Raw genomic sequence first — 14,689 nt, forward strand, 5'->3', positions numbered from 1 at the left:
TCACTTCCTGCTCCGGTCAAGGAATCGCGTCATCCGCTCGGCCTTGTCGGAGCTTTCGAACAGCACCGCTTGGGCGATGTCGTCGAGCAGCGGGTGGGGCACGTCGGCATCGAGGACAGCCTTGGACAGGCGCAGCGCCAGCGGGGACTGTCCGGCGATGCGGTCGGCGAGGGCGCACGCCGCGGTCAGCGCGGCGCCATCGGCCACCACCTCGGCGACCAGCCCACAGCTGAGGGCGGCGGCGGAGTCCAGCACGCGGCCACCGAGTATCACCTGCTTGGTGATCGACGTGCCGACCAGCGCGGGCAGCCGGTAGCTGGCACCGGCCGCGGCCAGGATGCCCAGTCCGGGTTCGGGATTGCCGAACCGGGCGCTGACTCCGGCGACCCGAAGGTCGCAGGCGTAGGCCAGTTCGGCTCCGCCACCGAGTGCGTTTCCCTCCACTGCGGCGATGGTCGGCAGCGGCAGCGCGGCGATCCGATCGAACACCGTCCGGTTGATTCCCGCGAGGGCGTCATCGCGCCCACGCTCCCGCAGTTCGGCGATGTCGGCACCCGCTGCGAAGTCCGGACCGACCCCGGTCACGATGAGGATCCGCGGTTGGGCCTCGATGCGGGCACAGACCGCGTGCAGCTCGGCCACCATCGCGGCATTGATCGCATTGCGCTGCGCGGGGCGAGCCAGTTCGACCAGCACCCGGTCGGCGTCGGCCCTCATCCGCAGCGTCTCGAACTCGTCGTCGCTCACAGCACCCGTTCCACGGCAGTACCTGCTTTCGTCGGCTCCATTAATAACCGATCGTTCGGTCGGTTGTCTAGGGCTGCCCGTGCCGCGCCGATGAATCTCCGTCGCAGCGTGGGCAATGCGATGATGATCGGCATGGCTCCGCCGCGCACCAGGTCCACCGGTCAGGTGGGCCGACCTGGCTACGACCTGGACTCCCTGCTGGCCGTCGCCGTGGGTGTGTTCAACCAGCGCGGCTACGACGGCACGTCGATGGAACACCTCTCCGCCCGACTGGGGATCAGCAAGTCGTCGATCTACCACCACGTCAGCGGCAAGGAGGAACTCCTCCGCCTGGCCGTCGACCGCGCCCTCGACGCACTCTTCGCCGCGACGGAGGCGCCCGACACCACCACCGGACCGGCCATCGACCGGCTGGAGAGCCTGGTCAAGCGGAGTGTTCAGGTGCTGGTGGAGGAATTGCCGTACGTCACGTTGCTGCTCCGGATCCGGGGGAACACCGCCGTGGAGCGGCGCGCACTGGCCCGCCGCCGAGAGTTCGACCAGATTGTCGGCAACCTGGTTCAGGAAGCCTGCGACGAGGGCAGCATCCGCCCGGATGTCGATCCGGGACTGACCAGCCGACTGATCTTCGGCACCGTGAACTCACTCATCGAGTGGTACCGGCCCAGCCGCACCCTGTCCGGCGAGGCGGTCGCCGAGGCCGTCGCCACGATGATGTTCGACGGGCTGCGCACCCGCACCCCTTCGCACTGAACACCTTGACGTTTCAGGGCGGCCACTGCCAGAGTGATTACCGAACGAATGGACGGTAGGTAAGGAGACTCGACAGTGACGGCTGTGCTGCAAAGCTATGTGACCGGCAGGTGGATCACCCCCGACGGGGAGGCCGATCCGCTCATCAACGCGGTCACCGGCGACGAGGTCGCCCGATACCCCTCGGGCGGCATGGACGTGTCCGGAGCCATCCGCTATGCCCGGCAGGTCGGCGGTCCAGCGCTTCGCGCGCTGACGTTCCCCCAGCGCGCCGCGGCGTTGAAGGCGCTGGCCAAGCATCTGACGGCGGCCAAGGACCAGTTCTACCCACTGTCCACCGCGACGGGGGCCACCACCCGCGACTCGGCAATCGACATCGACGGCGGGTTCGGCACTCTGTTCAGCTATGCGAGCAAGGGCACCCGAGAGCTGCCCAACGACACCATCGTCATCGACGGGCCACCCGAATCCCTCGGCCGCGCAGGAACATTCGTCGGACAGCACATCTACGCCTCCAGGCCCGGCGTCGCGGTCCAGATCAACGCCTTCAACTTTCCGGTCTGGGGGATGCTGGAGAAGCTCGCTCCGGCATTCCTTGCCGGCGTGCCGTCCATCGTGAAACCGGCCCACCAGACCGCCTACCTGACCGAGCTCGTCTTCCGCGCCATCGTCGACTCCGGCACCCTGCCCGAGGGCTCGGTGCAGCTCGTGTGCGCTCGACCGCAGGCGCTGCTCGAGCACCTCGACAGCCAGGACACCGTCCTGTTCACCGGTTCCGCGGCGACGGCGGCCAAGCTGCGCGGCCATCCCAACGTGGTGGCCGGTGGGGTGCGGTTCAACGCCGAGGCCGATTCGCTGAACTGCTCGATCCTGGGTCCTGACGCCACGCCGGACACACCCGAGTTCGAGCTCTACGTCAAGCAGCTCGTCGCCGAGATGACGACAAAGGCCGGCCAGAAGTGCACCGCGATCCGGCGCGCGCTGGTGCCCGCCGCGCTGCAGGACGCGGTGGTCGAGGCCACCGCCGCACGCCTGTCGGCGATCGTCGTCGGCAACCCCGAACTCGACAACGTGCGCATGGGCGCGTTGGCCAGCATCGAACAGCGCGACGAGGTGCTGCGGGCACTGAAAGCGCTGCGTGATTCGGCCACACTCGTTTTCGGCGACCCGGAGTCCTTCCACGTCGAAGGCGCCGACGCCGAGCGGGGCGCATTCCTGCCACCCCTGCTGCTCCGCGCCGACGATCCCACCGCCGCGGCCGTGCACGAGGTGGAGGCCTTCGGCCCGGTGAGCACAGTGATCGGCTACCGCGACCTCGACGACGCCATCACACTCGCCGCTCGGGGTCAGGGCAGTCTGGTCGGGTCACTGGTCACCCACGATGCCGACGTGGCGCGCAGGGTCGTCACAGCCATCGCGCCGTTCCACGGCCGCATCCTCGTCCTCGACCGTGACGACGCCAAGGAGTCCACCGGCCACGGCTCACCACTGCCCACCCTGGTGCACGGCGGTCCCGGTCGCGCCGGCGGCGGCGAGGAGCTGGGCGGCATTCGGGGCGTTCTGCATTTCATGCAGCGCACTGCGGTTCAGGCCAGCCCCGACATGCTCACGGCCATCACCGGACGCTGGACGACCGGCGCGGCGCGCACCATCACCGAGGTCCATCCGTTCCGCAGCCATCTCGAAGACCTGCGGATCGGTGACACCATCGTCGGCGGTCCCCGCGTCGTCACCCTGGCCGACATCGGCCACTTCGCCGAGTTCACCGGGGACACCTTCTACGCGCACACCGATCCCCTTGCCGCGGCGCAGAACCCGCTGTTCGGCGGGATCGTCGCGCACGGCTACCTGGTGGTGTCGCTGGCCGCGGGCCTGTTCGTCGAGCCGAATCCGGGTCCGGTGCTGGCGAACTTCGGCGTCGACGGCCTGCGGTTCCTGACCCCGGTCAAGGCCGGTGACGCGCTCACCGTCACGCTGACCGCCAAGGAGATGACGCCACGACTGTCCGCCGACTACGGCGAAGTGCGCTGGGACGCTGTGGTGAGCAATCAGAACGACGAACCGGTGGCCACCTACGACGTCTTGACCCTGGTCGCCAAGAGGGGATCGGGAGCCGCCCGTGCCTGAGGAGGAGAACATGTTCCGCATCTCGGTCTGCTACGGCCATCCCGTCGATCCGGCGGCGTTCGACGCCCACTACACGCAGACCCACATCCCGCTGACGCTGCAGATCCCCGGCCTGGCCGGGTTCACCACTGGCAGGCCGCGCTCACTGGTGCCGAACCAGGACGCGCCGTACCACCTGGTCGCCAGCCTGAGCTTCAGTTCCGCCCACGAGTTGAAGGCCGCACTGAAGTCGCCTGAAATGGCCGCCGCCAGTGCCGATGTCGCGAACTTCGCCACCGGCGGCGTCACCCTCTTCAGCACCGACGAGACCGACCACCGACGGCCCGGCTGACGTCGGTCACTGTGGACGCCGGGTGCGGCGCCAGTCCGTTCGAGGGGCCGCGCCGATGTTGGCGTGTGCGCAGTTCAGGGCTTCCCAGCACCACCCGAACGACTATGTTGACATGATGTCACACCTGTCGTTACGTTCACCGTGAGAGTGGAGGAGACGCGATGAGTAGGGCACCCCACGTCGGCCAGAGTCCGCCGGGACAGAAGTTGCGGCGACTGGCCGCCGGCGGCGGCAGCTACCTCGCCGACGAGCAGGCCGCCGGTGAACTGCATCTGGTGGTCGTGCGCTCCCGCGAGGCGCACGCGCGCATCTCGGTCGACACCGAACGAGCCCGCACCGCCCCCGGGGTGCACGCGGTGCTCGTCGGTGCCGACGTCCGCCCGCACACCGACCCGATGGGTCTGATGTGGACGGCACAGATTCAGGCCGACGCGCCGACGTGGTGTCTGGCCGGAGACCGGGTCCGCTACGTCGGAGAGCCGATCGCCGCGGTGATCGCCGACGACGCCTACCTGGCCGAAGACGCCGCCGAACTCGTCGACGTCACCTACGAGCGGTTGCCGGCCGTAGTCGAACCCAGCGCCGACAGCCGACCACTGCTCTATGCCGACTGGACCGATAATGTCTTCGGCCGCAACCGCTTCGAGGCGGGCGACCCGGTCGCCGCGCTGGCCGAGTCGGCGCTGGTCGTCTCGGGACGCTACACCAGCAGCCGAGTGGCCGGACTCCCGTTGGAGACCCGCGGCGTGCGTGCGATGTGGGACATCACCGGTGAGTCCCTGACGATGTGGACCTCGACGCAGGCGTTGCATCAAGTCCGCGCCTCGTTGAGCGACTCCCTGCGGGTGCCCGAGTCCCGGATTCGGGTGTGCTGCCCCGACGTCGGCGGCGCGTTCGGCAACAAGGTGTGTGCCTACGTCGAAGAGACGCTGGTCGCCTTCGCCGCACGCGTCGTCCGCCGCCCCGTCCGGTGGATCGAGAGCCGACCGGAGTCCTTCGTCGCCACCGTCCACGGACGCGGGACGACGGTCGATCTCGAGTTGGGATTCAACGCCGACGGCACCATCACGGGCCTGCGGGCCACCGTGCTGCTCGACTGCGGGGCCACCCCCTACATGGCCGGTGCGGGGTCGGGCGTGGTCACGTCGGCCATGCTGACCGGACCGTATCGGGTCAGTGATGCACTCGCCGAACTGGTCGCTGTGGTCACCAACAAAACCCCCATCGGGGCCTACCGGGGCTTCGGGATGCCCGAGGCCACCTTCGCGATCGAACGTGCGCTCGACGAGGGCGCTCGTCGCCTGGAGATCGATCCGATGGAGATCCGCCAGCGTAATCTGTTGCGCCCGGACGAACTTCCGTATTGGACGCCGGCCATGATGTGCCTGGACAGCGGCCGCTACGGCGAGCTGCTCGGCTTGGTCGCCGACCGGTTCGACTGGGACCGCGCCCGGCGCGAGGCGGCGGATGCCCGCGCCGCGGGGCGACTGGTCGGTGTCGGCACCGCCTGCTACCTGGAGGCCTCGAACTTCGGCCCGTCGACGTCCGCGGCCATGATGGGCATCAACAACCCCGGCCACGACCGCGCGGTGGTGCGGATGGACGCCTCCGGGCTGGTGACCGTGCTGACCGGGCAGACCCCGATGGGTCAGGGCGTCGAGACGGTGCTGGCCCAGGTCGCCGCCGACGAGGTTGGTGTGGCGCTTGCCGACGTTTCGGTGGTCTGTGGTGACACGCAGGCCTGTCCATACACCGGCTACGCCAGTGGTGGCAGCCGCGGCGCCGGGGTCGCCGGATCTGCGGTCATGATGGCTGCTCGGGGACTGCGCGCCCAGATGCGTGCTATCGCCGCGCACCTGTTGGAGGTCGATCCGTCGGCTGTCCTCGACACCGAGTTCGGCTTCGCCACCGTGGCCGGGAAACAGGTCAATGTCGCCCAGGTTGCCCAAGCTGCCTGGCGCGCAACGGATCTGCCTCCGGAGGCCCAACCCGGACTCGAAGCGGGATTCACCTACGATCCACAGAACTTCGCGTTCACCTTCGGCGCGGTGGCCGCCGCGGTGGAGATCGACCCCGACACCGGAACCGTGACGGTGCAACGGCTGGTCTACGGGCACGACTGCGGCGTACAACTCAACCCCGCGCTGGTCGAAGGGCAGATCCACGGCAGCACCGCACAGGGTATCGGTGCGGCGCTGTACGAGGAGCTGCCCTACACCGCCGACGGGCAACCCGTCGTGCAGTCCCTGTGGGACTACGCACCACCGCTGCCGGGCAATATGCCGCCGATCGAGTCGGTCCACCTCGAGACGCCGTCGCCCTTCTCCCTCAACGGGGCCAAGGGGGCCGGAGAGAGTGGCGCCATCCCGCTACCCGCGGTCGTGGCCAACGCCATCCGGGACGCCCTCGGCGCCGACCACGGCCACGTCGTCGACACCGTTCCGATCACCGCCGAGCGACTGCTCGCCGCACTGTCCCCGATGGCCGCACACCCCATGGGCCCGCTGGAGCCGGCCGCGCCGGCCCGCAGCAGCGCGTTCTGACAGCTGCGGCGGACCTAACCGCGGTCGAGAACCTCGTCGCCCGTGAGGATCCCGGCCTCGGTGAGCCGACTGAAGAAGGTCGGCAATCGAGGATTACCGCGCGCGGCGCTGTCCAGCAGCCGCCTGGCCTCCGTCGGGTTTCCCCACCGCGACTGCAGTACGGCACGCCAGAAGGTGGCCTCGGGGTTGTCGCCCAGCACCGCGGAGGCCTCGGCCAGCGCGGTGTCGGCGGCGCGGTAGACGCTGTCGGGCTGCGACGGCCCCAGAATGGGACCATCCGGGTCGAAGACCACCGCCGACATCGCGTCGAAGGCATCGTTGAGGTCCAACAGCCGGCTCAGCTCCCCGAGCGGGTCGTGATGGTCATCGACCCGCAACTCCCGCACGACGCCGTCCCACGGTGCATCGGTCTTCACACCGTCGACGACGAGCACGGCACCGGACTGGCGGCCGCGGATGTCACCGCCGGCCTCGTCACCCGCGCGCAGCCCGGCCAGCAGTCGACGAGCCAGATCGCCGGTGGCCTCCTCGAATCCGCGAACCACGGCCCGCGGCACGTCCTCGTTGTCGAGCATGTTGCCCAGGCCGACCACATGCGGGCCCCTGGCGACGCCGGCCGCTCCGACGCACCGGCCGCCACTGTGGATGCCGAATCCTCCGGCGGCGTCGAGGAAGGCCACCTGCCTGACCTCGGGTGCCGAGTCGGTCGCCAGCAGCTGCTCCAGCGCCTGCGGGGCGCCAGCACCGGCTCGCATCGCGGCCAGGCCGCGCGGGCCATATCCCTTGACCGCGAACGCCTGGGTGGCGACCACACCGACGCCGGCCTCGGCCCACGTCACCACCGACCCCACGCCCATGTAGTGCGAGTGCGACGCGACCCCGAGATGACCGGTGACCGGATCGCGCGCCACCAGTGAGAAGGTCATGAGAAGTCGGTCTCTGCGCACAACTGGGTGATGTGCCGTTTGTATTCGGCGGTCTGGGTCAACGGCATGAGCTTGCCGAGTTTGGCCACATCGCCGCTCAACTTGATGCGGCCCTCCATGAACGCCGCCGTGGGGGCAAGCTCGCCGCGCAGGATCGCGATCGAATCGTCGAACGAGGACGTCATGGTGCCGTCGGCGGCGGGGTCGTCGCCCAGCAACTGCTCGACGATCCTGCCGTCGCGGACGTCGGCGTAGTACCGGATGTCCTCTCCGCCGGGGGCGTTGGTGAGGCGATACTGCACGCGTGCCGTGGCTCCTGGACGCGTCTGGAACGCCTGCTGCAGCTCACCCTGCCGGGTCAACCATTCCTGCGACACATATTTCAGTTGATTCACTGGTTCTCCTCCAAACGGGTGGTCGGGGTGGGGGCCTGGGCCGCGGCGGTGCGCTGGGCGACCAGCTCCTCGGCCGCGGCCAAGATCGGGGTGTATCCGGTGCACCGGCACAACGACGAACTCAGATGCCGCCGGATGTCGTCCCGCGACGGGCACTCCCCCGCGTCCACGGCTGCCAGCAGCTCCTCGATCAGCACGACGAAACCCGGTGTGCAGAAGCCACACTGCAGCGCGTGGTGGCGCACCAGGCACTCCTGCACCTCCGAGAGCCCGTCGATCGGGGTGAGGCCTTCGACGGTGACGATCTCGGTGCCGTCGGCCTGGGCGGCCAACATCAGACAGGAACGGGCCGAACAGGCGTCGACGAGCACATTGCAGGATCCGCACAGGCCCTCACCGCAGCCGAGGTGGGTGCCGGTGAGGCCGAGCCGGTCCCGGAGAAAGTCGACCAGGGTCATGCGGGCCGGCACGGTGCTCTGCCAGAGCCGGCCGTTGACCCGCACCGCGATGGCGGGTTGGTCCGCAGCAGTCATTGCAGATCCTCTCGTAGCCGACGCAACTGGCGGGCGACCACATTGACCGCCAGCAGTCGGCGGTGCTGCGCGCCGGCGCGCGAGTCGCTGGCGAATTCAAGTCCTGAGACCCAGGATTGGACCACTTCGTCGATGGTCCGATCGTCGGGTGATCCGGCCAGCGCGGTGGTGACCTCGTGGGGTGCCAGCGTCGGCGGCTGTCCCTCGCCGCCGAGTCCGACCCGCAGATCAGCGTCATCGTCGGTACGCGCGCTGACGGCAACGCTGAGCAGTGGGGTGTCCCCGGCACCGCGGATGGTGACCTCCTCGAAACGGCCTACGGTGCCGACCGCCGGTCGATCGAAGCGCACGCTGTGCAGCAACTCGTCGTCGGCGAGGGCGGTGCGGCCCGGCGGCCCGAAGAAGTCCGCGGCGGCAATGCGCCTCTCTCCGCGCGCCGACACCGCCGTGATCTCGCCCCCGAGAACCACCAGACACACCCCCAGCTCCGCGGCCGGATTGGCATTGGCCAAGCTGCCGCACACCGTGCCGCGATTGCGTGTCGTCACCTTGCCGACCCACGGAAGCGCCTGCGCCAAGACGCCGAACGATGTTGTTGCGGCGTGCTTCTCGGCGGTGCGCTGCGTCACGGCCGCTCCGATACGCAGAGCTTCTGCGGTGGCGTCGAACTCGTGCAGCTCCTGCACTCGGGTGATGTCGATGAGCCGTCGCGGACGCTCCTGACGCCGGACCAGCCGCGGCATCAGGCTCTGCCCACCCGCCAGGATCCGGGTTCCGGCGGGGTCCTCGGCCAGTTCGGCGCACACCTGCGCGACGGTGGTCGCGGCGACGTAGCCGAACGGCGCCGGACGCATCAGGAACCCTCCGACGTCCCACTCGGACCGCGCACCTCGACGCGGTCGAGGTGCGCGGCGACCAGGGCGGCAACCTGGCGCGGAGCTTCGATGTGCGCGAGGTGTCCGAGCCCGGCGAGCACCCTGCATTCAGTGCCCAGTGCAGCGGCGAGTACCGAACCGACTGCGGGAGAGCAGGTCTGGTCGTACTCGCCGGTCAGCACCAGAGCGGGGGCCCGCACGCGGGCCGCCTCCGCGGTCACATCGGAGGTCAGCGCCGCGCGCAGCACCCGCTCCACCACGGCCTCATCGCGGCCAGCGGCCGACCGCACCAACTCCTGCACCATCTCGGCCGTGGCGTCCGGGCCGAAGCTCGCCGGGGCCAACTGCGCCAGAAACGTCTCCGTACCCAGCCGGCGCAGTTCGGCCGCTGCGGCCTCGACGTCGACACCGCCCGCGATGCTCAGCGCCCCGCCGATCAGGGTCAGCGATGCGATCCGGTCGGGATTGGCAGCCGCCAGGGCCAGGCACACGGCGCCGCCGAACGAGGAGCCGACCAGGTGCGCACTGGTGAGGTCCAGGGCCGACATCGCCGCGCTGACGTCGGCGGCATAGTCGGCCGCGCCGTACTCGGGGCCCGGTTCCGACTCGCCGTGACCGCGCAGATCCACCGCCACGACGTTGCGGTCAGCGAAACAGCCCGCCACCGAGGACCATTCGGCGGCAGCCCCGTTGATGCCGTGCACGAACACCAACGCGGTGCGGGCCGAACCAGGCTCACCGCGAAGGCAGCTGATGCGCCCGTGGGGGCCCTCTACGTTGATCCGCCGCATGGGTCAGCTCCGCTCACACGCCAGCGGCACCGTCACATGCCGTTCATCTGGTCAGGCACGTGCACCGAGAAATGGGTGTGCACCAGTTCCCAGTCCCCGTCGCGGCGGCGCCAGATCTCGGTGCTGCGCATGCCGCCGTCGAAGGTGCCCAATTCGCCGAAGTCGCCCTGGTAATGGCTGAGGTAGGTCACCCATGCGACATCGCCGTCGACCTCGACACGCTCGTCGCGCAGTTCGGTGCTGACCGCCGGTGAATTCATGTTGGCCGACAACGTGTCCCATAACCCGGCGATGTGATCCTGCCCGATGTAGGCCGAACCGTTGAGGTTGTACCAGACCAGTTCGTTGGGTGTGGGGGTGACCCGGCGCCGCAGGTAGCTCGAGTCGAGCGGACCGTTGGCATCGACGAATTCGCGGTGCAGCCGCATGATCTCGGCCACGTCGGCTTCGACCGAAGATGTGCTGGTGGTCATGTTTGTTCTCCCGGTGTTGAGGTGAATGTGTTCTTTCAGGCCATGGCGGCCGGTGCCGGCCGGTTCGCGGCCAGCAGCTTGACCAGATCTGGCACCTGGTCGGGGGGCATGAGGGGGGCGATCGCGATCTCGTCGACGCCGGTCCCGGCGTAGGCGGCCAGCGCTTCGCCGACACCCTCGGGCAGACACACCAGTGCCATGGCGTCGACCACCTCGCCGGTGAGCACCTGTGCGACCTCGGCCGGTCGGCCGGAGGCCAGCGCCGTCACCAGTGCATTGGGCGCAATCGCACCCGCGGACAGGTATTCCAGCGTCGGTGCGTCGAAGGTCGACAGCACCGACGCGACCTGCGCCCGAGCCTGCGCAAGATCCTCGCTGACGACCGCTGGCACGACCACCGAGATCCGAAAGTCCGCGCGCGGCCGGCCGTATTCAGCCAGCAAGCGCTCGACCTGCGCGACGGTGTCGGCCAGATAAGTCCGCGATGCCCCGGCACTGAGGCACACGCCGTCGGCGTATCGCACCGCGGTCTGCACCATCCGGGGTCGCACCGCCATGATGTCCAGTGCCGGTGCCGCCGCCGGTGGGTTCAGCTGGTAGTGCGCGAAGCTGAAACCCGGGTATTCCTCGGTGATCTCGGTGCCGGCCAGCGCCGCCTTGAGCGCCTGATGCAACGCGACGGTGGCGGCGATCGGCTTGTCGACCGAGCGACCGAGCTTGGCCACCATGTCGGGCACGCCGGTGCCGATCGCGGCCCGCACCCGGCCCGGGGCGATCTCGGCCAACGACGCCAGTTCCATCGCCGCGGCGCCCGGATGCCGACTGGCCGGGTTGATGCCCATCAGTGCCAGCTCGAGGCGCTGCGTCTCACGAAGGTAGACCGTCGCGGGCACCACCGCATCATGGGCGCAGATGTGTTCGGCGTACCACAGGCCGTCGAACCCGCACTCCTCGGCGGCGTGCACCGCCGGCAGGTCGGCGAGGATCGGACCGAACCCGGTGAAAGACAAACTCAGTCGCACAAGCGTCACACCCTTCCGAAGCAGATTGGTGCTAGCGAACTACAAGTGCGACACCGTGTCAACGTTTACGTCTAACTGCCTGTGCGGAGTGTGCGAGACTGGACCACATGACCGCCCGCCAGTCAGATCTGCAGGCGCGCCGACGAGAGCACCGCCGCAATGCCCGCCGCCGACTCCTCGACGCCGCCCACAGCCTGCTCGAGCAGAAGTCCTGGACCGAGATCTCGCTCGACGACATCACCTCCGCCGCGGAGGTGGCGCGCACCGCGTTCTATCGTCACTTCGACGATCGGCAACACCTGCTGATGACGATGCTCAGCGACGTCGGACTGGAGTTGGACCACGTCGCCGACAACTGGCTGGCCGAGTCCGACGATCCGGTGGCCGAGTTGCGGCGCAGCCTGGAGGCTCTCACGGCGCTCTGGGGTGAGCACGGGAGGTTGATCGAAGCGATCTCCGACACCGCACGCCACGATCCCGAGATCGGCGCTCTGTACCGCGAACTCGCCGACCGCTTGGCCGAGCGGACGGCGCGCCGCATCGAGGCGGATGTCGCCGCGGGGCGCAGCCACATCACCGATCCACACGAGGTCGCGCGCGCGCTCACGTGGATGAACGAGCGGTACCTGATCGCGGCGCTCGGCCAGCAGTCCAGCACTGACCCGGCCACCGCGGCCGCGGCATTGACCACCATCTGGATCAACACGCTGTACGCGCCCGTCGAGCGCGACCCCGAATGACCAATCGGCTGGTGGTCCGCGGCGGCCACGTCTTCGACCCCGTCGGCGGCACTGCCGCACCGGCGGACGTCCTGATCGAAGGCGACCGAATCATCGACGTCGGCATCGACCTGGATGCCGACACCGCGGTCGACGCCACTGACCACCTGGTCGTGCCGGGCTTCATCGACACTCACGTGCACGTCATGCTCGACGACGTCGACACCATGCGGCTTATCCAGACTCCGTTCTCCCTGAGGTTCTTTCAGGCGGCCCGCAACCTGCAGCTGACGCTGCGCGCCGGCATCACCACCGTCCGCGACGCCGCGGGTGCCGACCTCGGTGTCAAGCAGGCCGTCACCACCGGCCTCGTCGACGGACCTGATATGCAGATCGCCATCGGCATGCTGAGCCAAACCGGCGGACACGCCGACGAATGGCTGCCCTCGGGCGAATGCGTGCACGCGTTGTGGCCCCCGCATCCAGGCCGGCCCCCGACCGTGGTCGACGGCGTCGACGAGATGCGCAGGGCGGTACGTGAACTCGTGCGGGCCGGAGCCGACGTGCTGAAGGTCGCGACCACCGGGGGCGTGATCAGTCCGCGCAGTGACCCACGGCGCGCACAGCTGTGCGACGAGGAACTCGCGGTGCTGATGTCCGAAGCGCGGGCCGCCCACGTCCACGTCATGGCCCATGCCCAGGGCGCCCAGGGCGTCAAGAACGCGATCCGCGCGGGGGTGCGCTCGATTGAGCACGGCGTGTACCTCGACGATGAGGCCGTGGACATGATGGTGCAGAACCGGACGTGGCTGGTGCCGACGCTGTCCGCACCGCACGCCATCCTGCGCCAGTCTGAGACCTCCGGCGGAATTCCAGAGAACATGCGGCAGAAGGCGATCGCCGCGATCGAGGCCCATGAGGCATCCGTGCGACTGGCTCACTCAGCCGGAGTGCCCATCGCCATGGGCACCGACGCGGGCATCTCCCGCCACGGCGAGAACCTGCGCGAACTGGAGTTGATGCATCGGCTGGGGATCTCGGCGGTCGATACGCTGCGCGCCGCGATGACCTCGGCCGCCGACCTGCTCGACATCGCCTCCGACGTCGGCGAGCTGGCACCGGGCAAGCTGGCGAACATGGTGCTGCTGGCGGGTTCGGAGGTCTCGGTGGAAGGGCTGCCCGAACGGGTTCGCACGGTCATCCGGCGCGGTGTGAAGGTCCGGTAGCCCCAGGGCAGAGTGTTCACCGCCGGCGGCCGGATGCCTCCGGTGTGGACAGACATCTGCCGCAACCGCCTCAACCGAGCATTCTGTCCGACATATCGGCGGCCCGCTGTCCACCGGGCCGTCTGCTCCCTACCGTCGTCACCTGATCGCTGAAATGAGAGGTGCGACAATGGATACCGCTGACGGCCTGCGCTGGGCTGGGGAACTCACGCTGACCCGCCACGACCCGGACACCGGCGCGACCTTCATCATTCGAGTCGACTCGGTCCGGCACGGACGGTCCGCGGGCGGCACCCGGGCCGCCCGATACGACTCGCTCACCGACGCTCTGCGGGATGCGGCCCGGCTGGCCGAGGCGATGTCGTTGAAGATGGCCGTCAGCAACCTGCCGATGGGCGGCGGGAAATCTGTCATCGCGCTCCCGGCCCCCCGCCGGGATCTCGACGAATCCACCTGGCGGCACATCCTGCGCCTGCACGCCGAGAACATCGACAGGCTCAACGGCACGTACTGGACCGGGCCCGACGTCAACACGAACTCGTCCGACATGGACACCCTCAGCGAAACAACGAAGTTCGTCTTCGGCAGGTCCCCCGGCAGGGGTGGCGCGGGCTCCAGCGCACACAACACCGCAGTCGGCGTCTTCGAAGCGATGAAGGCCACCGCGCGCTTCGCCGGACTCGGCGAGCTCGACGGGCTGACCGTGCTGATCCAGGGCCTCGGTGCGGTGGGCGGTCGCCTCGCGATGCTGGCGGCCGACGCCGGCGCGCACCTGCTGGTGGCCGACGTCAACGCCGACCGCCTGCGGTGGGCGCAGGAGTTCGGCTGCCGCCCTGTCGATCCCGACGCGGTCACCAGTGCACCGTGCGACATCCTGGCACCCTGCGCGCTGGGCGGTCTGATCGACGACGCCGTGGCACAGCGACTGCCGGCGGCTGCGGTGGTGGGGGCGGCCAACAACATCCTCGCCGGGGAACACGCGGGAGAGATCCTGCACGAGCGCGGAGTTCTCTACGCCCCCGACTTCGTCAGCAACGCCGGCGGGGCGTACCACCTCGTCGGCCACGAGGTGCTCGGCTGGGACGCCGACACGGTGGCCGACCACACCGCCGATATCGGTCAGACGTTGACCGAGGTCTACGAGATCAGCTCCGCCGGGGCGGTTCCCACCGACGCGGCGGCTCGCGATCTGGCCCGGCGCCGCGCCGAGGCGCAGCCCTGACTGGCC

Annotated in this window: 15 protein-coding genes; 7 read left to right on the top strand and 8 right to left on the bottom strand. The window is 69.2% G+C overall.

From position 1 onward, the window contains the following. On the bottom strand, positions 1-717 hold the full coding sequence (locus G6N34_RS21690) for an enoyl-CoA hydratase/isomerase family protein (RefSeq protein WP_085151895.1): 717 nt from the start codon (positions 715-717) through the stop codon (positions 1-3). 162 nt (positions 718-879) lie between these two features. On the opposite strand from G6N34_RS21690, the gene G6N34_RS21695 reads away from it, so the two are divergent. The 4 genes from G6N34_RS21695 to G6N34_RS21710 all read left to right on the top strand — a co-directional run bounded on the left by G6N34_RS21695 (position 880) and on the right by G6N34_RS21710 (position 6,501). Beyond that, positions 880-1,500: a TetR/AcrR family transcriptional regulator gene (locus G6N34_RS21695; RefSeq protein ID WP_085151896.1), complete on the top strand. Its 621-nt coding sequence runs from the start codon at positions 880-882 to the stop codon at positions 1,498-1,500. A 75-nt stretch (positions 1,501-1,575) separates the two neighbouring features. Beyond that, positions 1,576-3,627 (top strand): phenylacetic acid degradation bifunctional protein PaaZ, encoded by a 2,052-nt coding sequence (gene paaZ, locus G6N34_RS21700; protein ID WP_085151819.1) that lies wholly within the window; start codon positions 1,576-1,578, stop codon positions 3,625-3,627. Between the two features lie 10 nt (positions 3,628-3,637). Beyond that, the gene (locus G6N34_RS21705) at positions 3,638-3,958 is read left to right on the top strand and encodes an EthD family reductase (protein ID WP_085151897.1); all 321 of its coding nucleotides are present in this window, start codon (positions 3,638-3,640) and stop codon (positions 3,956-3,958) included. 161 nt (positions 3,959-4,119) lie between these two features. Continuing rightward, positions 4,120-6,501, top strand: a complete 2,382-nt coding sequence (locus tag G6N34_RS21710; protein ID WP_085151820.1) for a xanthine dehydrogenase family protein molybdopterin-binding subunit — start codon at positions 4,120-4,122, stop codon at positions 6,499-6,501. Between the two features lie 14 nt (positions 6,502-6,515). Here the strand turns inward: G6N34_RS21710 and G6N34_RS21715 are convergent, their stop codons facing one another. The 7 genes from G6N34_RS21715 to G6N34_RS21745 are packed head-to-tail and all read right to left on the bottom strand — an operon-like array spanning position 6,516 to position 11,516. Next, complete coding sequence (locus G6N34_RS21715; protein ID WP_085151821.1) at positions 6,516-7,427, bottom strand: DUF1028 domain-containing protein; 912 nt, start codon at positions 7,425-7,427, stop codon at positions 6,516-6,518. Next, positions 7,424-7,822 (bottom strand): SCP2 sterol-binding domain-containing protein, encoded by a 399-nt coding sequence (locus G6N34_RS21720; protein ID WP_163645461.1) that lies wholly within the window; start codon positions 7,820-7,822, stop codon positions 7,424-7,426. Before G6N34_RS21720 ends, G6N34_RS21715 begins: the two co-directional genes overlap by 4 nt. Then, positions 7,819-8,355, bottom strand: coding sequence for a (2Fe-2S)-binding protein (locus G6N34_RS21725; protein ID WP_085151823.1), 537 nt, complete (start codon positions 8,353-8,355; stop codon positions 7,819-7,821). The genes G6N34_RS21720 and G6N34_RS21725 overlap by 4 nt, the downstream gene beginning before the upstream one ends. Beyond that, positions 8,352-9,209: an FAD binding domain-containing protein gene (locus G6N34_RS21730; protein ID WP_163645463.1), complete on the bottom strand. Its 858-nt coding sequence runs from the start codon at positions 9,207-9,209 to the stop codon at positions 8,352-8,354. The genes G6N34_RS21725 and G6N34_RS21730 overlap by 4 nt, the downstream gene beginning before the upstream one ends. Then, the gene (locus G6N34_RS21735) at positions 9,209-10,021 is read right to left on the bottom strand and encodes an alpha/beta fold hydrolase (RefSeq protein WP_085151825.1); all 813 of its coding nucleotides are present in this window, start codon (positions 10,019-10,021) and stop codon (positions 9,209-9,211) included. Before G6N34_RS21735 ends, G6N34_RS21730 begins: the two co-directional genes overlap by 1 nt. A 32-nt stretch (positions 10,022-10,053) precedes the next feature. Continuing rightward, on the bottom strand, positions 10,054-10,494 hold the full coding sequence (locus G6N34_RS21740) for a YybH family protein (RefSeq protein WP_085151826.1): 441 nt from the start codon (positions 10,492-10,494) through the stop codon (positions 10,054-10,056). 35 nt (positions 10,495-10,529) lie between these two features. Continuing rightward, positions 10,530-11,516, bottom strand: a complete 987-nt coding sequence (locus G6N34_RS21745) for an LLM class flavin-dependent oxidoreductase (RefSeq protein WP_163645465.1) — start codon at positions 11,514-11,516, stop codon at positions 10,530-10,532. A gap of 107 nt (positions 11,517-11,623) precedes the next feature. Here G6N34_RS21745 and G6N34_RS21750 point away from each other — a divergent pair, with 107 nt between their 5' ends. The 3 genes from G6N34_RS21750 (at position 11,624) to G6N34_RS21760 (ending at position 14,683) form a co-directional block, all read left to right on the top strand. After that, positions 11,624-12,256 (top strand): TetR/AcrR family transcriptional regulator, encoded by a 633-nt coding sequence (locus G6N34_RS21750; protein WP_085151828.1) that lies wholly within the window; start codon positions 11,624-11,626, stop codon positions 12,254-12,256. Further along, a complete protein-coding gene (locus G6N34_RS21755; protein WP_085151829.1) occupies positions 12,253-13,461 on the top strand; it encodes a metal-dependent hydrolase family protein in 1,209 nt (402 codons plus the stop codon). The genes G6N34_RS21750 and G6N34_RS21755 overlap by 4 nt, the downstream gene beginning before the upstream one ends. 169 nt (positions 13,462-13,630) lie before the next feature. Then, positions 13,631-14,683, top strand: coding sequence for a Glu/Leu/Phe/Val dehydrogenase dimerization domain-containing protein (locus G6N34_RS21760; protein WP_085151830.1), 1,053 nt, complete (start codon positions 13,631-13,633; stop codon positions 14,681-14,683). Positions 14,684-14,689: the final 6 nt, after the last annotated feature.

Source organism: Mycolicibacterium confluentis (assembly GCF_010729895.1).
Classification (GTDB): Bacteria; Actinomycetota; Actinomycetes; order Mycobacteriales; family Mycobacteriaceae; genus Mycobacterium; species Mycobacterium confluentis.